The sequence below is a fragment of the Pseudomonas sp. GW821-FHT07G06 genome, from assembly GCF_058986625.1.
In genome coordinates this window covers 24,752-40,762 of the sequence record NZ_JBYSVW010000023.1, presented here as the reverse complement: position 1 = coordinate 40,762, position 16,011 = coordinate 24,752, and the positions used below count along the sequence as shown (strand labels likewise).

Sequence of the window (16,011 nt, the reverse complement as noted above, 5' to 3'; positions counted from 1 at the left end):
CCTCGGTGCATCGACCACCGGTCATGCAAAGGCCGCCTCGATGGGCGGCCCTGGAACCCTTCGCTAGAGCCTTGGCCCCAATAGAATCCCGGTGTAGCGCCAGACAAAAACGCCAAAAGCGCTACACCACAGCAGCGCCGACAGCGCCAATCCAAGACCGGAAAAAGGCACCAGCCCTACCCGGCACGCCCCCGCCAGCAACACCAGGACAAACCCCGCGACGACCGCCCCGGACGGCTGCAGCAAACGCCCGGTATGCCCCAGGCTGACCCGCGCGATCATCGCCAGAATCAACCCGCCGATAGCGCCGACGGCCAGCGCATGGGTGGCCAGGCTTTGTTGCGCCAGCCAGCCCAGGTGCCACAGCGCCATGGCCAGCGTCGCCACGGCGAGCCAGGCGTAAGCCAGGTACAACGACCACAGCAGCGGCACGCGCCACAGGCCGCGGTCATGCCAGCGCCACAGGCGCAGTAGATGCAAAGCACTGATCAACGCAAACAGCGGCGCCAGCCACATACGGGGTACGTCATTCAAACCGGCGGCAAAGGACAGCGCCGCCAGCATGGCGCTGACCAGCAGCACCTTGCCCGGCAACGGAAGGGCCGCAGCCGTTGCCGGGCGGTTCAAGCCGCGCTGGATAAAGAACGGGATCACCCGCCCGCCAATCACACTCATCAGCGCACCCACCAGCCACAGGGCGGCCAGCACGCCATGGCGCTGCAGGTTGCCGTCATCAACGGCAAACCCCAGCAGCGTCAACGCCTGACACCCGGCCAGCAGCGACACCATCAACAGAATCGGATAATTCTCGCGCTTGCCCGCAGTCAGCAGGTCGCGCCCCAACGCCCACGCCAGCAGCGGCAGAAAAGGCACCTGCAAGGCCAGAAGCAGGGATGCAGGCATCGGCAGGCACCAGGCCAGTCGCGCCAGCAGCCACACCAGTACCAGGCCGATCAGCGGCCAGCCCTTGAGCCCCGGTCGACCTGTCCAGTTCGGCACTGCGGTCAGGAGGAACCCGGCAATGATGGCCGCGGCAAATCCGAAGGGCATTTCATGTCGATGCCAGGCCAACATGCCGCCCACGGGCTGCGCCTGGGGCAAACGGCCGTACAGCCACAGTGCCCAGACCGCGACGGCGAGGGTGGCGAAACCGGCCCCGGCCAGGAAGAACGGCCGAAAACCAACACTGAAAAGCGCTGCAGCGCCAAGCTTACGCATCAAACCACCACCCGGACCAAGCCTCGGCTCAGGCGATATTGGGAAAGCAGGCGCATGACATAACCGATTTTCAACAGGGTCGGGCCGAGAATGGTCATGGCGTGCAGGCTCACCAGCACGACGATCGACAACTGACCGTCGTAGAGATAGGCACCGTAGATGCCGGCCAGCAGCATCGCCAGGCCAAAGCCGAGCCCACGACTAGACAATTGAAGAACGTTCTGAGGGTTGCTGAAGAAGTCGGACATTTTGCGTACTCCTGAAGGCGTTCAGTTGTACGTGGCCTGCTTCATGTTTCGTGCCAATGAAGTAACTCCCGGTAAATCAATGACCTCAGGGAGTCGCAGTCAATTTGACTCATAGCAGCAGTAGTCCTTATGACCCACACAGGTGTCATAAAGACTGCAAATTCATTCGAACCCTGTAAAAGCAAACCAATATCATTTGCACAGTCATAGGCCTTTTGCTTTAATCGCGATCAATTCTTATTTACATAAGCATTTGGATCGCCCATGGACATGTGCTCACGATGACGGTTGCCGACTCCTCCAGCGTCCAGAACCTCTACGCCAGCCACCACCACTGGCTGCACGAGTTGCTGCGCCGACGCTTGAACAATGCGTTCGATGCCGCCGACCTGGCCCATGACACCTTCATTCGGGTGCTCAAGCGTCCTCAGGTGTTTGACGGGGAAACCCACGAACGCTCTTACCTGGCGACCATCGCCCGCGGCCTGTGCATTGACCACTGGCGTCGTCGCCAGCTGGAACAGGCCTGGCTCGAGACCCTGGCCGCGCAGCCCCAGGCCGTCCAGCCATCGCCAGAGCAACGGGCGATCATCGTCGAAACCCTGTACGAAGTGGATGCCATGCTGCAGCGCTTGCCCCAGCGGGTGCGTGATGCGTTCGTTCTGGCGCAGGTGCATGGACTGCCCTACCGAAACATTGCCGAAGAAATCGGCGTGAGCGAGCGCATGGTGAAAAAGTACCTGGCCCAGGCGCTGATGCATTGCGCAATGCTCGAAGCCGAACTCGACGGCCTGCTGATTCAATGACCCGCGCCGCCACCCACGCCATCAGCCACGCCAGCCTCGAACAGGCGGCCAGCTGGTACGTGCAACTCAACGACCAGCACGCCAGCGAGCAGGAACGCGAGCATTGGCAAGCCTGGCTGGCGCAAAGCGGCGAGCATCAGGCCGCGTGGCACTATGTCGAGCGTGTGAGCCAGCGCTTTGCCGCGCTACAGGACAATCATCAGCAAGCGGCCGGCCACGTATTACGCAACAGCGGGCGCGCTTCCATCAGCCGCCGCCAGACGGTCAAGAGCCTGCTGGTCCTGGTGTCGGGCAGTTGGCTCGGCTGGAGCGCGTGGCGGCAAAGCGCCCTGCCGCTGACCCTGGCCCGCTGGACCGCCGACCTCTCCACCGGCACCGGCGAAAACCGGGAAGCGCGGCTCAGCGATGGCAGCCGGATCTGGCTCAACGCCCTCAGTGCACTGAACGTACGTTTCGACACCGAACAACGGTTGTTGCTGTTGCAGGCCGGAGAGGTGTTGATCGACACCGCCCGCGACACGAATCGCCCACTGGTGGTGCAAACCGTCGAGGGCCGCCTGCGCGCGCTGGGTACGCGTTTCAGCGTGCGCCAGGAAGACCGGCAAACGCTGTTGAATGTCTACGAAGGCGCAGTTGAAGTCCGCACCACCCAGGGTCAGGTGCAGGTGGTCAAGGCCGGACAGCAGTTGTGTTTTACACAAGACCACACGCCGACACCGACCGCGGCGTCGGCCGGCCGCGAAGCCTGGCGCCGCGGCCTGTTGCTGGCGGACAACCTGCCGCTGGGGCAGTTGCTCGAAGAACTGAGCCGCTATCGCCCCGGGCATCTGGGATGTGACCCGGCGGTGGCCGGCCTGCCGGTCATGGGTGCGTTCCCGCTCAAGGACACCGACCAGGCCTTGCGCCTGCTGGAAGCGGCATTGCCGGTCCGGGTGCAGAAGCCGCTGGAGTGGTGGGTCAACGTAGGCCCGAAAACCTGATGAGGTTTTTTTCCGGCGCGTCGGTTCCCTTTTGCCTTTTTCGTTCGGTTAATCCTTCAAGCACTTCGAATGCAGATTGATCCGACTTCCGGGAACTCCATGCCGCGCGCCACCCTTACCCGCCAGCGCTTCGCCTTGCATCCGCTGGTGCTGGCGCTGGCGGTGGTCCTGCCGGGCCTGGACGTGTCCCGCAGTCAAGCCGCCCCTCTCCTCGAGAGCGAACAACCCGGCAGCCAGACACGCCATTACGCAATCGCCGGCGGATCGCTGGTGAGCGTGCTCAACCGTTTTGCCGAACAGGCCGGAATTTTCCTCGCCGGACACAATGAACTCGCTGCCGGCAAACGCAGCCCTGGCCTCAACGGTGTCTACAGTCAGCAGCAAGCGTTGCAACGACTGCTGCAAGGCAGCGGCTTGCAAGCGCAACGCCAGGGGAGCGGCGGGTATGTGCTGCACGCCGCCCCCGTGGCACAAGATGCGCTGGAACTGGGGGCGACCAACATTTCCGGGCAGGCCCCCGGGACGATCAGCGAAGACTCCCACGCCTACACCGTCGGCTCGACGTCTTCAGCCACCGGCCTGCCGCTGTCGCTGCGCGAGACGCCGCAATCGGTCACCGTCATCACCCGCCAACTCATGGACGACCAGGGCGCCACCAGCATCGTCGACGCCCTGCGCCGCGCGCCCGGCATCAGCGTGCAAAACTACGACAGCGAGCGCTGGGAGTTTTCCAGCCGTGGCCTGCCGATCACCAACTTCCAGTACGACGGCGTCAATACCGACTACGACGGTGTCTACGACTACGGCACCACCAGCACCGACATGGCCCCCTATGACCGCGTCGAAATCATCAAGGGCGCGACCGGCCTGATGACCGGCGCGGGCGATCCCTCGGCGACCGTCAACCTGATTCGCAAGCGCCCGACCCCGGCATTCAAAGCCTCGGTCAGCGGCACCGTCGGCTCCTGGGACAACTATCGCAGCGAAGGCGATATCTCCGGACCGTTGAGCGCCAGCGCCAATGTCCGCGGGCGCCTGGTCGGGGTCTATCAGGAGCGCAGCGCCTACATCGATCACTACCGCAACACCAGGGACATCGCCTACGGCATTGTCGAAGCCGACTTGACCCCGGACACCCTCGTCACCCTCGGTATCGACCAGCAAGACACCCGCTCCCGGGGCGCCAGCTGGACCGGTTTTCCGATGTACTACAGCGACGGTTCGCGCAGCGATTTCTCCCGTTCCTTCAACCCGGCCACCGACTGGAGCCGTCGCGATTTCACCAACCAGACGCTGTTCGCCACCGTGCAGCAACAACTGGCCAACGACTGGGCATTCAAGGTCAGTTACGACCGCAAGCACCGCCAGCACGATACCTTCCTCGCCTCCGCCAGTGGCGGCAACCCGGACCCGGTCAGCGGTGACGGCATGTTCATGTACATGGGCAAGTTCAAGGGCGACCAGGTGCAGGACAACGTCGACGTCAACCTGAGCGGTCCGTTCACCCTGGCAGGTCGCGAGCACGAACTGATCGCCGGGTTCATGTCGATGAACACGCGCCAGGACATCCCGGTGTACGGCTCGGTGTACCCGCCTCTGGACGGCAGCATCTTCGACTGGCGCGGCGAGTTTGCCAAACCCGAGATCCCGCGGGTGGGCAGCGACGACATCGTCCAGCGCCAGACCGGCGCCTACCTGGCCGCCCGGCTCAAACCCGTCGACGACCTGGCGCTGATCCTCGGCGCGCGCGTCAGCAACTTCAGCGGACACGACGACCTGGACTACAGTGACCCGCACAGCGCCGACCTGCGCGACAGCTATCGCCAGAGCGGTGTCGTCACGCCTTACGCCGGGCTTGTCTATGATCTCGACGACACCTGGTCGGTGTACACCAGCTACACCAGCATCTATCAGCCGCAAATGAGCAAGGATGCCAACCGGCAACTGCTCGATCCGGTACAGGGCAAAAGTCTTGAAGCGGGCATCAAGGCCGAATACTTTGGCGGACGCCTGAACACCAGCTTCGCCCTGTACCGCATCGAACAGGACAACATCGCCGAATATGTCAGCGGCGTTGATACCGAGTCGGTGTACCGCGCCGTCCAGGGCGCCACCACCCAAGGCTTCGAGTTCGAACTGGCCGGCGAGTTGCGCGACGGCTGGAACCTGTCGGCCGGCTACACCTACAACCACACCCGCGATGCCAAGGGCGATTACGTCTACGGTTCGGTGCTGCAAACCACTGCACCGGAACAGCTGGTGCGGGTCTTCAGCACCTACCGCCTGCCAGGCGCGTGGGACGGGCTCACCGTCGGCGCCGGCGTGAACTGGCAAAGCGAATTCTTCGGCAAGGTGTTCCGTCCCGACCCCACCGATACGGTGAACTTCGGTCAGTACACGACGATCACCCAACCGGGTTACGCCCTGGTGGACGGGATGGCGCGCTATCGCTTCAACGAGCACCTGAGCACTACGCTGAACGTGAAGAACCTGTTCGATAAAACCTACTACACCGGGCTGGGCAACTTCGGCACCGGGTTCTATGGCGAACCGCGCACCGTGCAACTGACCACCCGGTGGGCGTTCTGACCGCGCCCTGAAACGGCTGTTTGGCGATCTACGGTACTGCCGACCCCACTCAGGCTGGCTACGCTGTATTCCTGCATGCATAACCTGCCGAGGAGTGTCCGCCATGCAACGCGTACAAAAACTCACGCCCTGCCTGTGGTTCGACGATCAGGCCGAAGAAGCGGCGAAATTCTATTGTTCGATCTTCGACCATTCGAAAATCACCGCCGTCACCCATTACGGCCACGCCGGTTTCGAGTTCCACGGCCGGCCCGAAGGCTCGGTCATGACCGTCAGTTTCGAGCTCGACGGCCAGAGTTTCACCGGCCTCAACGGCGGCCCCCTGTTCAAGTTCACTGAGGCGGTTTCGTTTCAGGTCAATTGCCTGAGCCAGGAAGAAGTCGACCATTACTGGGGCAACCTGTCGGCCGGTGGCGCACCCGAGGCCCAGCAATGTGGCTGGCTCAGGGACAAGTTCGGGCTGTCGTGGCAGATCGTCCCCGTCGCGATGATGGACATGATCAAAGACCCCGACACGAAAAAGTCCCAGCGGGCCATGCAGGCGATGATGCAAATGAAAAAACTCGATATCGCCACACTGCAACGAGCCTTTGACGGCGAGAGCTAATACACTCGGGCGCTGACCTGCCGAGGAGTGAGCATGAAGCACGCCGTTGCCAAGAACGCCGACAAGGCCCCGCGCTTCTGGCGCGATGACGCCCTGCCCTTCATCGAAGCCCGCGCCATCGCCGACGGGCGCGAGGTCTGCTACACCCGGCACGCCCACGAACACTTTTCCATCGGGGCGATCACCGCCGGGCGCAGCACTTATCTCCATGAGCAGTCAGCCTTCGAGGTCAGCGCCGGCACGGTGGTGCTGATGAACCCCGGCGACGTCCACGCCTGCAACCCGATCGAAGACCAGCCCTGGTCGTACCTGATGCTGTACGTCGATACGCCGTGGCTGACCGATTTGCAGCACCAGCTCGGGTTCAGCGATGACGCGGCGTTTCGCTGTTTTTCAGCGACCCATACGCGGGATGTCCATCTGTTTGCCGGCCTCGCGCAGTTGTATGAAGTGTTGGTCGATCCCCAGCAGGATGTGCTGCGCAAACACAGCGTGGCCGTGGAGTATTTCACTGACGTTCAGCTACGACTCAACCCGGTCGATCAACCGCTGCGCGAACCCAATTTCAAGCTCGAGCGTGCCGCCGATTACATCCGCGACCACTGCACCCAAACCCTCAGGCTCGAAGTCATTTGCGAGGCCGCGCAACTGTCGCCGTCCTACCTGATCCGCGCCTTCAAACAGCATTACGGCATGACGCCCCACGCGTTTCTGGTGAACCGGCGCATCCAGTTTGCCCAGGATCAATTGCGCAGCGGCAAGCTGATTGCGGACGTGGCACTGGAAGCGGGGTTTGCCGATCAGGCGCATTTTCAACGGGCGTTCAAACAGCATTTGGCGGCGACACCGGGGCAGTATCGGGGGTAATACCCGAGGTTTACCTAGATCTGTGGTTCGGTTAAATCTGTGGCGAGGGAGCTTGCTCCCGCTCGGCGGCGAAGCCGTCGCAAAACCTGCATGCAAGATTTGTCTGAAGAAAAGCGGGGGCCGCTACGCAGCCCAGCGGGAGCAAGCTCCCTCGCCACATAAGCTGTGTTGCAAGCTTTTTCGCTACGGCAACACCAGATACACCGCACTCACCACCAACAACGCCGCCATGACCCGATTGAACAACCGCATCCCCACCGGGTTGTTCAGAAAGCCGCGCAAAAACGTCCCGGCATAGGCCCAGCAACCCACCGACACATAACAGATCACCAAATAAATCGCGGCAAACTGCCAGACCAGACGTGCCTCGCCATCGGCGACAAACGCGCCCATGCCGGCCACGCAGGCCAGCCAGGCCTTGGGGTTGAGCCATTGCATGATGGCGCCATACAACATCGACGGAGCCTGCGCCGATTCACTGGTTTGCACCTGCCCATTGTCGGCCGTCAGCTTGAAGGCCATGTACAACAGAAAGGCTACGCCGGCCCATTGCACCCACTGCGTCAACGCCGGCCACTGTTGCAACAACTCATGCAGGCCCAGCCCCATCAGCACCAACAGCAGGACAAACCCCAGCGTGGCCCCGGCCACGTGACGCTGGCTGGCCCGGAAGCCAAACCGCGCGCCGGCGCTCAACGCCACAATATTGACCGGCCCCGGCGTGATGGACGCGACCAGCGCAAACGCCGCCATGGACATCATCAGATTCATTGCACACCTTCTTCCATCGAGTTGAACAAGGCCCTCAAGGTAAAGAGCCAAACGATTCGCGTATTGAACAAAACTGCCCTGCAGCGCTATGAGTAATAACCGACGACGCTTTTCACCTTGGTCAGGGCAATGCGCAGCGACTCCATGTCCACCGAGCCCAACGCCAGGCGTATCGCGTGGGGCACATGGGCTGAAATCGCAAAGGGCTCGGCCGGCGACACCGACACTTGCTCACGCATCAGCGCCATGGCGATCTGGTCGGCCCGGGCGTCTTCCGCCAACGGCAACCAGATGAAGTAGGAATTGGGGTGACTGATGGTCCTGAGTCCCGCCAACACTTCGCGGGCCAGGGCTTGCCTGGCCCGGGCGTCCGAACGTTTTTGCGCTTCCAGCTGGAGGACGGTGCCATCGTCGAGCCAGGCCGTGGCGATGGCCGTCATCACGCCGGGGGTGTTCCAGGTGGTCGCCATGATGGTGCGCTCGAACGCGGCGATCCATTGCACGGGTGCGGCGATAAAGCCGACGCGCAAGCCAGTGGCGATGTTCTTCGACAGACCGGACACGTACACCGTTCGCTCCGGCGCCAGCTCGGCCAGGGGTGGCGGTACGTTTTCGGCCAGGAAGGCGTAGGCGGCGTCCTCGATGATCGTCAGGTCATGCTGGCGCGCTATCGCCACCAGTTGCTCGCGTTGATCGGCGTCCATCACCCAGCCCAGCGGGTTATGCAAGGTCGGCATCGAATAAACGGCGCGCACCGATCGGCTGCGGCAGAGTCTTGCCAGCGCGGGCAGATCAGGCCCGGAATCCGTGACCGGAATGGGCAAGACTTCCAGATGCAGGGTTTCGGCCAGCGTCTTGAACCCGGGGTAGGTCAGCGCATCGGCGGCGATGACATCGCCGGGCTTGAGCAGCGTCATCATCGTCACCGCCAGGCCATGCTGGGCACCGCTGACGATCAACACCTGCTCGGCCGGCACGTTCAGCCCGCGCTCGACCAGATGACGCGCGACCGAGGCCCGTTCATGCAGGCGCCCTGCGTGGGGCTGGTAACGCAGGAGCGCCTCCAGGTCACCGGACAGCGCCAGTTGACGCAAGGCATGGCGCAGCAGGTCGGCCTGGCCGGGCAATGACGGGTAGTTGAAATTGAGGTCAATCATCCCCGCCGCCACCACGTGCTGCGAAATACCCTGCCCCGGCGGCAGCGAGGTCTCCCTGACAAAGGTCCCGCGACCGGTTTCGCCACTGACCAGGCCCATGCCCTCCAGCTCGGCATAGACCCGGCTGGCGGTGACCAGCGCCAGACCGTGCTCGGTTGCCAGTTGCCGGTGTGTCGGCAGGCGCGTGCCCGGCGGCAAACACCCGGAACGGATGTCGGCGGCAAAGGCATCCACCAGCGTTTTATAGCGGGATCGAGGCATGTCGAGATGTATCCATGACAATTTTTTGATTGTACCGATACTCGCTCATACGATGGGTTTCGTGCAATCAGACAATGAGCGTGAGCCAAATGGAACGGACTTCGAACCTGCAACACCGGACGCTGGAAAACAGCACCAGCGGCTGGATCAACGGCCTGATCGGCGTGGTGATCTTCAGCGGCTCATTGCCGGCGACAAGGGTGGCGGTGCTGGAATTCGACCCGGTATTCCTGACGGTTGCGCGGGCGACCATCGCTGCGATCCTGGCGCTGTGCCTGCTGGGGTTATTCAAGGAAAAACGCCCGGCGCGCCAGCAACTGGTCCCGCTGATCATAGTCGCCCTCGGCGTGGTCATCGGATTCCCCCTGCTGACAGCCCTGGCGCTGCAATACGTGACGTCCGCGCACTCCATTGTCTTCGTCGGCCTGTTGCCCCTGGCGACGGCGGTATTTGGCGTGCTGCGCGGCGGCGAACGGCCACGGGCGGCGTTCTGGATTTTCTCGGTGCTGGGCAGCCTGTTGGTGGTCGGCTTTGCCCTGTCCCAGGGGCTGAGCGCCTCCCCGCAGGGCGACATCCTGATGCTGCTGGCGATCCTTGCCTGTGGCCTGGGTTATGCCGAAGGCGCGAAGCTGTCGCGCACCCTCGGTGGCTGGCAGGTGATTTCCTGGGCGCTAGTGCTGTCGCTGCCGGTCGTGGCGCTGCTGAGCTGGATGCGCATGCCGGCTTCGTTCAGCGGCATCAGCACGCCAGCCTGGTTCAGCCTGGCGTACGTCTCGCTGTTCAGCATGCTGATCGGTTTCGTGTTCTGGTATCGCGGCCTGGCCCAAGGAGGCATCGCCGCGGTTGGGCAGTTGCAGTTGCTGCAGCCGTTTTTCGGGTTGACCCTGGCGGCGACCCTGCTGCATGAACAGGTCAGCGTTGGCATGCTGGGTGTGACCGTCGCGGTGATCCTGTGCGTCGCCGGGGCGAAAAAATTCGCCAAATGAGCCCTGATACGGTGGTTTACGCCCATCACTGTATGGGTCTGACCACCGCAGGGCTGTGATAAAAATAGCGCTCTTGCTTCAGGAGCCGACCATGGACCTCGCCACCCTCACCCTGTTTCTGCCGGCCTGCTTTGCCCTCAACATGGCACCCGGCCCCAACAACCTGCTGTCGGTCAGCAATTCGACCCGCTATGGCTACCGCACCGCGTGCGTGGCCGGCATCGGCCGGTTGCTGGCGTTCGCCGGGATGATTGCCCTGGCCTCGGCGGGGCTGGCGGTGGTGCTGCAAACCTCAGAGCTGTTGTTCTACGCCATCAAGATCCTGGGTGCGGCGTATCTGTTCTACCTCGCCTGGCAATTGTGGCGCGCCGATCCCGCTGTCGAGAACCTGGTCACCAGCGCGCCAGCGGGCACCTTGGCACTGGCCCGGCAGGAGTTCCTGGTGGCGGCCGGCAACCCCAAGGCGATCCTGATCTTCACCGCTTTCCTGCCGCAATTCGTCGACTCGACCCAGGCCATTGCGCCGCAGTTCGTCGTATTGGGCGCGCTGTTCCTGGTGCTGGAATGGATCGCCATCGGCGCCTATGCCTACATGGGCCTGCATATGCGCCGCTGGTTCGCCAGGCCATCCGGCAAGCGCCTGTTCAACCGCTGCTGCGCCGGGTTGCTGTCGGCGGCGGCTTCGGTGTTGCTCATGGCGCGACGCGCCTGAACATCCCCCCCTGCTCATGGAGTGCAATGCCAATGGATCACCCAACACCAGAACCTCAAGCGGTATGCAGCCCCATCACCGGCAGCGCGATTTTCATCGTCGCCACATTGGCACCCGGCGCCGATGCGGCCGCTAAAGTGCGGGCCTGGTGTGCAGACATCGCGGCCCTCACGCGGTCGGTCGGCAAACGTGTTCCCTCCGGCAATTTGTCGTGCATCTGTGGCTTTGGCTCCAGTGCCTGGAACACCTTGTTCGGCAGCCCGCGCCCGGCTTCGCTGCACGGGTTTCGCGAGTTCGGCGCCGAAGGACGTCGAGCGCTGGCAACACCGGGCGACATCTTGCTGCACATTCGTGCCGAGCAGATGGACCTGTGCTTCGAACTGGCCACGCAACTGCTCTCGTCCCTTGGAGACGCGGTCACGGTCGTCGATGAAGTTCAGGGCTTTCGCTATTTCGATATGCGCAGCATCATCGGCTTTGTCGATGGCACCGAAAACCCGGTCGGTCGCAAGGCTGCCCACTTCACGATGGTCGGCGATGAAGACCCGCTGTTTGCCGCAGGCAGCTATGTGCTGGTGCAGAAATACCTGCACAACATGACGGACTGGAACGCGCTCTCCGTCGAAGCTCAGGAACGGGTGATCGGGCGCACGAAATTGTCCGATATCGAACTGGATGACTCGGTCAAACCCAGTTGCTCCCACAGCGCCTTGACGACGATCACCAAGGACGGGCAGGAAGTGAAAATCCTGCGCGACAACATGCCGTTTGGCCGGCCCGGTGCCGGTGAGTTCGGCACGTATTTCATCGGCTATGCCCGTTCGCCCGAGCCTATGGAACAAATGCTCGAGAACATGTTTGTCGGCAAGCCGCCTGGCAATTACGATCGCCTGCTGGATTTCAGCACGGCAGTCACGGGCGGCTTGTTCTTTGTGCCTTCGGCCGATCTGCTGGAAGAACTGGCCGATCGCGAGCCATCCCACACCTGATTGGAAACAACTGGAATTCGCTGTCGATTTTCCGGTGGAGGCCACCCATGACGCCCTCTATGCTGCGCCCATGAACCTACAAAAAACGCTGCTCCCGCCCCGCGCCGAGATGGTTCGCGCCATGCTCGAACGAGACACCTCCTACGAGGGCGTGTTCTTCACGGCGGTCAAGACCACCGGCATCTTCTGCCGCCCCGGCTGCACCGCCCGCAGCCCGAAGCCTGAGAATGTCGAGTTCTTTGCCAACGCGCAGCAATGCCTGGCGGCGGGCTACCGCGCCTGCCTGCGCTGCAAACCGCTGGACACCGCCGCCAGCGCGCCGGACTGGGTGCAGAGTCTGTTCAAATCGGTAGAGGCCGACCCGGAACAGCGCTGGACCGACGCCCAGCTACTGGCCGCAGGCATCGAGCCGCTGAAACTGCGCCGCTGGTTCAAGCAGCATTTCGGCATGACCTTCCACGCGTGGCTGCGCGCCCGGCGCCTGGGCACGGCGTTGGGCGGGATCAAACAGGGCGACTCCATCGACGCCGTCGCCTTCGATTCCGGCTACGAGTCCCTGAGCGGCTTTCGCGATGCCTTTCAAAAGTCATTTCACATCACCCCGGGCCGCGCGGCCAACAGCGAGCCGCTGCTGTTCACGCGCCTGACCACGCCGCTGGGGCCGATGATCGCCATGGCCGAACGGCGTGGGCTAGTGTTGCTGGAGTTTCTCGATCAGGCCTCACTGAGCCCTTCGGTCGAAGCGTTGCAAAACCGATTCGGTTACGCCGTGGCCCCGGGGCACAACACGCATTTGCAGCAGATCGAAGCGCAATTGTCGGCGTACTTCGCCGGGACGCTGACTGAGTTCAGCGTTGCCCTGCACATGCCCGGCAGCGAGTTCTCCCGCCGCGTCTGGGCTGAACTGGCGAAGATCCCCTACGGCCAGACCACCACCTACGGCACCATTGCAGCGACGTTGGGCAAGCCCGGTGCCAGCCGGGCGGTGGGCCTGGCCAACGGGCATAACCGCTTATCGATTGTCGTGCCATGCCACCGCGTGATCGGCGCCGACGGCTCGCTGACCGGCTACGCTGGAGGCCAGCCGCGCAAGGCGTTTCTGCTCAGGCTGGAAAACGCTGCGGTGCAGCTCACGGAGCAGTTGGCGCTCTGATCCCCCCACAGGCTTTTCATAAGGAAGGAAACTCGATGGACAGGCTCGACAATCAACTGCATCAACTGCATCACGAAGGTTTGCTGATCCTCACCAACGTCGCCGATGCCGCCGGGGCGCGGCTGGTGGAGCAACTGGGCAACAAGGCGGTGGCCACCAGCAGCGCCGCGGTGGCCTGGGTGCATGGCTATCCGGACGGCAACACCCTGCCCCTTGAGCGCCTGGTTTCGACCGTCGAGTCGATTGCCCGGGTCATTTCGGTGCCGCTGACCGTGGACATCGAAGCCGGTTACTCCGATGACCTGGAACGGGTGGCACAGGTGGTTGACGCGGTGATCGCCGCCGGCGCGGTCGGGATCAATATCGAGGACGGTTCCTCGCCGCCGGAGTTGCTGGTACGCAAGATTGAAACCGCGCGCCAGGTGGCCGATCGACGTAACGTGAACCTGTTCATCAATGCGCGCACCGATGTCTACCTGCGCGGCCTGGTGCCTGCCGAAGACCGCGTCGCCGAAACCCTCAGGCGCGCCGCGCTGTATCAGGCGGCCGGTGCCAATGGCCTGTTTGCGGCGGGCGTTACCGCCGAGTACGAGATCAAGGCGCTGTGCCATGGCACCTCGCTGCCATTGAATGTACTGGGGTTCCCGGGCCTGCCATCGCCCGAAGCGCTTGAAGCGCTCGGCGTACGCCGTCTGAGCGCCGGCTCCGGCATCGCCGAGTTCCTCTACGGCGCCATGGCCGGCATCGCCCAAAGCTTTCTGCAAACCGGCAAGTTCGACAGCCACAACCTGAAGGCTTTCACCTATGGCGAAATCAACGCCCTGTTGAAACCGTCCGGGAACGCCTGAGCCCATGGCCGACGGCTATCGGGCCGCCAGTGAGTTCCTGGCCGCCATCGATGACGACTGGCGCCGCCACATCGACGCCATCGGCCCGTGCCTGCACCAGCCGCATGCGGCGCGTGATCCGTATGAGTCGCTAGTGCGGGCGATTGCCTATCAGCAACTGCACGCCAAGGCCGGCGATGCGATTGTCGGGCGGCTGCTGGCGCTGTTCGGTTCGGGTGCCTTTCCCCGGCCTGAACAGATCGTCGCCACGGATTTCGACCGATTGCGCAGTTGCGGGTTTTCCGCGAGCAAGATCGCGACCATCCAGGGTATCGCCCAGGCATCGCTGGACGGTGTGGTGCCGGATTACGCCACGGCGCTGGCCATGGACGATGAAGCGTTGATCGAACGGTTGATCACGTTACGCGGCGTCGGGCGCTGGACGGTGGAAATGCTGCTGATCTACAGCCTGGAACGCCCGGACATCTTGCCGGCCGATGACTTTGGCGTGCGCGAGGGTTATCGACGGCTCAAGGGACTGGAGGTGCAGCCGACACGCAAGCAGATGATCGAGATCGGCTCGGCGTGGAGCCCTTACCGGACGGTGGCGGCCTGGTATCTATGGCGGGTGCCCACCCGCTAGACCACTGTAGGAGCTGCCGAAGGCTGCGATCTTTTGATTTTTAAAAGCAAAATCAAAAGATCGCAGCCTTCGGCAGCTCCTACAAAAATCGGGTTTATCTTACAACCCCGACTTCAACCGGCTGAACGCCCGGATCAATGCCCGGTTGAACGCTTTGCCATTGTCATTCTTGCTGTACAGCGAAGCCTTCACCGCGGCCGGTGGATACGTCCCCGGATCATTGCGGATCGCCGGGTCGATCAAGCCATCCGCCGCCGTGATCGCATTGGCGTAATGGATGGTGTCGGTGATCGGCGCGATCACTTCCGGGGTCATCAGGTAGTCCATCAGGGCAAGACCGGCCTTTGGATGCGGCGCATCCCTGGGAATGACCATGGCATCGAACCAGATCAACGTGCCCTCCTTCGGAATCCGGTACTTGAGCGAAAACGGTTTGCCCGCCGCCTCGGCCTGGCCCGCCGCGATGCCCACGTTGCCATTCCACGACATCGCCACGCAGGTGTTGCCGTTGGCCAGGTCGCTGATGTTCAGGTCGTTGTCGAAGTAGCGAATGTACGGCCGAATCTTCGCCAGTTGCTGCTCGGCGAGTTTCAGGTCGTCGAGGTTCTGGCGATTGATGTCCAGCCCCATGTACTTCATGACCGCCGCAAACACTTCATTGGGATCGTTGAGCAGGCTGACCCCGCAATCGGCGAATTTCGAGACCACGGCCGGGTCGAACAGCATCGCCCAACTGTCGGTCGGCGCGTCGGGCAGGCGCTGTTTCACGGCCTGTTCCTGATAGCCCACGCCCGTGGTGCCCCAGGCGTAGATCCCGGCATAGCGGTTGCCCGGATCGAACACCGCCATGTGCTGGCGGAACTCCTCGCCGACGCCGGCGAAATGCGGCAGTTGCTGCTTGTCCACCGTCTGCACCGCGCCACTCTCGATGGCGCGCGACAGGTGCTGCCCCGCCGTCAACACCAGGTCGTAGCCACTGCGGCCGGTAAGCAGCTTGGTCTCGACGGTTTCCAGGGAGTCGAAATGATCGGCCACCACATGGATGCCGGTTTTTTCCTCGAAGTTTTTCAGGGTATCCGGGGCCAGGTACTCGCCCCAGATGTACAGGTTGACCACCGGTCTGGCGGTGTCGGCGGCCTGCACACACAGGGGTGAAAGCACCAGCAGTATTGCTTGAGTCAGTTTGTGCAGGCCCAT

16 protein-coding genes are annotated in these 16,011 nt (G+C 62.9%); 11 read left to right on the top strand and 5 right to left on the bottom strand.

Going from position 1 to position 16,011, the window contains the following annotated elements; all coding sequences use genetic code 11:
- Positions 1-63: 63 nt before the first annotated feature.
- Together AC3WJW_RS27510 and AC3WJW_RS27505 are read right to left on the bottom strand one after the other, a co-directional pair.
- A complete protein-coding gene (locus tag AC3WJW_RS27510) occupies positions 64-1,218 on the bottom strand; it encodes an NnrS family protein (RefSeq protein ID WP_493728181.1) in 1,155 nt (384 codons plus the stop codon).
- A complete protein-coding gene (locus tag AC3WJW_RS27505; protein WP_493728180.1) occupies positions 1,218-1,466 on the bottom strand; it encodes a transmembrane sensor/regulator PpyR in 249 nt (82 codons plus the stop codon). The genes AC3WJW_RS27510 and AC3WJW_RS27505 overlap by 1 nt, the downstream gene beginning before the upstream one ends.
- 281 nt (positions 1,467-1,747) lie before the next feature.
- Between AC3WJW_RS27505 and AC3WJW_RS27500 the strand changes: the two genes are divergently transcribed.
- The 5 genes from AC3WJW_RS27500 to AC3WJW_RS27480 all read left to right on the top strand — a co-directional run bounded on the left by AC3WJW_RS27500 (position 1,748) and on the right by AC3WJW_RS27480 (position 7,315).
- Positions 1,748-2,272 carry a sigma-70 family RNA polymerase sigma factor gene (locus AC3WJW_RS27500; RefSeq protein WP_429517432.1) on the top strand — a complete coding sequence of 175 codons (525 nt, stop codon included), beginning with the start codon at positions 1,748-1,750 and terminating at the stop codon, positions 2,270-2,272.
- Positions 2,269-3,252 (top strand): FecR domain-containing protein, encoded by a 984-nt coding sequence (locus AC3WJW_RS27495; RefSeq protein WP_493728179.1) that lies wholly within the window; start codon positions 2,269-2,271, stop codon positions 3,250-3,252. Before AC3WJW_RS27500 ends, AC3WJW_RS27495 begins: the two co-directional genes overlap by 4 nt.
- Positions 3,253-3,351: 99 nt before the next feature.
- On the top strand, positions 3,352-5,841 hold the full coding sequence (locus AC3WJW_RS27490; protein ID WP_493728178.1) for a TonB-dependent siderophore receptor: 2,490 nt from the start codon (positions 3,352-3,354) through the stop codon (positions 5,839-5,841).
- A gap of 103 nt (positions 5,842-5,944) precedes the next feature.
- Entirely contained in the window at positions 5,945-6,448 is a 504-nt protein-coding gene (locus tag AC3WJW_RS27485) for a VOC family protein (RefSeq protein WP_102700582.1), read from the top strand.
- A 33-nt stretch (positions 6,449-6,481) separates the two neighbouring features.
- Positions 6,482-7,315, top strand: coding sequence for an AraC family transcriptional regulator (locus tag AC3WJW_RS27480; protein WP_493728177.1), 834 nt, complete (start codon positions 6,482-6,484; stop codon positions 7,313-7,315).
- A gap of 183 nt (positions 7,316-7,498) precedes the next feature.
- Here AC3WJW_RS27480 and AC3WJW_RS27475 read toward each other — a convergent pair whose 3' ends face one another.
- Together AC3WJW_RS27475 and AC3WJW_RS27470 are read right to left on the bottom strand one after the other, a co-directional pair.
- Entirely contained in the window at positions 7,499-8,086 is a 588-nt protein-coding gene (locus tag AC3WJW_RS27475) for a LysE family translocator (RefSeq protein WP_493728176.1), read from the bottom strand.
- 86 nt (positions 8,087-8,172) lie between these two features.
- The gene (locus AC3WJW_RS27470; protein ID WP_493728175.1) at positions 8,173-9,504 is read right to left on the bottom strand and encodes an aminotransferase-like domain-containing protein; all 1,332 of its coding nucleotides are present in this window, start codon (positions 9,502-9,504) and stop codon (positions 8,173-8,175) included.
- Between the two features lie 89 nt (positions 9,505-9,593).
- Between AC3WJW_RS27470 and AC3WJW_RS27465 the strand changes: the two genes are divergently transcribed.
- The 6 genes from AC3WJW_RS27465 to AC3WJW_RS27440 all read left to right on the top strand — a co-directional run bounded on the left by AC3WJW_RS27465 (position 9,594) and on the right by AC3WJW_RS27440 (position 14,814).
- Complete coding sequence (locus tag AC3WJW_RS27465) at positions 9,594-10,490, top strand: DMT family transporter (RefSeq protein WP_493728174.1); 897 nt, start codon at positions 9,594-9,596, stop codon at positions 10,488-10,490.
- A gap of 91 nt (positions 10,491-10,581) precedes the next feature.
- Entirely contained in the window at positions 10,582-11,202 is a 621-nt protein-coding gene (locus AC3WJW_RS27460) for a LysE family translocator (protein WP_493728173.1), read from the top strand.
- A 32-nt stretch (positions 11,203-11,234) separates the two neighbouring features.
- Positions 11,235-12,191: a Dyp-type peroxidase gene (locus AC3WJW_RS27455; protein WP_493728172.1), complete on the top strand. Its 957-nt coding sequence runs from the start codon at positions 11,235-11,237 to the stop codon at positions 12,189-12,191.
- A gap of 70 nt (positions 12,192-12,261) precedes the next feature.
- A complete protein-coding gene (locus AC3WJW_RS27450) occupies positions 12,262-13,344 on the top strand; it encodes a bifunctional transcriptional activator/DNA repair enzyme AdaA (RefSeq protein WP_493728171.1) in 1,083 nt (360 codons plus the stop codon).
- Positions 13,345-13,379: 35 nt separating this feature from the next.
- Positions 13,380-14,192, top strand: a complete 813-nt coding sequence (locus AC3WJW_RS27445; RefSeq protein WP_493728170.1) for an isocitrate lyase/PEP mutase family protein — start codon at positions 13,380-13,382, stop codon at positions 14,190-14,192.
- Between the two features lie 4 nt (positions 14,193-14,196).
- Positions 14,197-14,814, top strand: coding sequence for a DNA-3-methyladenine glycosylase family protein (locus tag AC3WJW_RS27440; RefSeq protein WP_493728169.1), 618 nt, complete (start codon positions 14,197-14,199; stop codon positions 14,812-14,814).
- 99 nt (positions 14,815-14,913) lie between these two features.
- Here the strand turns inward: AC3WJW_RS27440 and AC3WJW_RS27435 are convergent, their stop codons facing one another.
- On the bottom strand, positions 14,914-16,011 hold the full coding sequence (locus AC3WJW_RS27435; protein WP_493728168.1) for an extracellular solute-binding protein: 1,098 nt from the start codon (positions 16,009-16,011) through the stop codon (positions 14,914-14,916).

What these genes read in the sequence shown, in the direction of transcription:
- AC3WJW_RS27510 (WP_493728181.1), bottom strand. Translation starts at nt 1,218, where the DNA reads ATGCGTAAGCTTGGCGCTGCAGCGCTTTTCAGTGTTGGTTTTCGGCCG.
- AC3WJW_RS27505 (WP_493728180.1), bottom strand. Translation starts at nt 1,466, where the DNA reads ATGTCCGACTTCTTCAGCAACCCTCAGAACGTTCTTCAATTGTCTAGT.
- AC3WJW_RS27500 (WP_429517432.1), top strand. Translation starts at nt 1,748, where the DNA reads ATGACGGTTGCCGACTCCTCCAGCGTCCAGAACCTCTACGCCAGCCAC.
- AC3WJW_RS27495 (WP_493728179.1), top strand. Translation starts at nt 2,269, where the DNA reads ATGACCCGCGCCGCCACCCACGCCATCAGCCACGCCAGCCTCGAACAG.
- AC3WJW_RS27490 (WP_493728178.1), top strand. Translation starts at nt 3,352, where the DNA reads ATGCCGCGCGCCACCCTTACCCGCCAGCGCTTCGCCTTGCATCCGCTG.
- AC3WJW_RS27485 (WP_102700582.1), top strand. Translation starts at nt 5,945, where the DNA reads ATGCAACGCGTACAAAAACTCACGCCCTGCCTGTGGTTCGACGATCAG.
- AC3WJW_RS27480 (WP_493728177.1), top strand. Translation starts at nt 6,482, where the DNA reads ATGAAGCACGCCGTTGCCAAGAACGCCGACAAGGCCCCGCGCTTCTGG.
- AC3WJW_RS27475 (WP_493728176.1), bottom strand. Translation starts at nt 8,086, where the DNA reads ATGAATCTGATGATGTCCATGGCGGCGTTTGCGCTGGTCGCGTCCATC.
- AC3WJW_RS27470 (WP_493728175.1), bottom strand. Translation starts at nt 9,504, where the DNA reads ATGCCTCGATCCCGCTATAAAACGCTGGTGGATGCCTTTGCCGCCGAC.
- AC3WJW_RS27465 (WP_493728174.1), top strand. Translation starts at nt 9,594, where the DNA reads ATGGAACGGACTTCGAACCTGCAACACCGGACGCTGGAAAACAGCACC.
- AC3WJW_RS27460 (WP_493728173.1), top strand. Translation starts at nt 10,582, where the DNA reads ATGGACCTCGCCACCCTCACCCTGTTTCTGCCGGCCTGCTTTGCCCTC.
- AC3WJW_RS27455 (WP_493728172.1), top strand. Translation starts at nt 11,235, where the DNA reads ATGGATCACCCAACACCAGAACCTCAAGCGGTATGCAGCCCCATCACC.
- AC3WJW_RS27450 (WP_493728171.1), top strand. Translation starts at nt 12,262, where the DNA reads ATGAACCTACAAAAAACGCTGCTCCCGCCCCGCGCCGAGATGGTTCGC.
- AC3WJW_RS27445 (WP_493728170.1), top strand. Translation starts at nt 13,380, where the DNA reads ATGGACAGGCTCGACAATCAACTGCATCAACTGCATCACGAAGGTTTG.
- AC3WJW_RS27440 (WP_493728169.1), top strand. Translation starts at nt 14,197, where the DNA reads ATGGCCGACGGCTATCGGGCCGCCAGTGAGTTCCTGGCCGCCATCGAT.
- AC3WJW_RS27435 (WP_493728168.1), bottom strand. Translation starts at nt 16,011, where the DNA reads ATGGGCCTGCACAAACTGACTCAAGCAATACTGCTGGTGCTTTCACCC.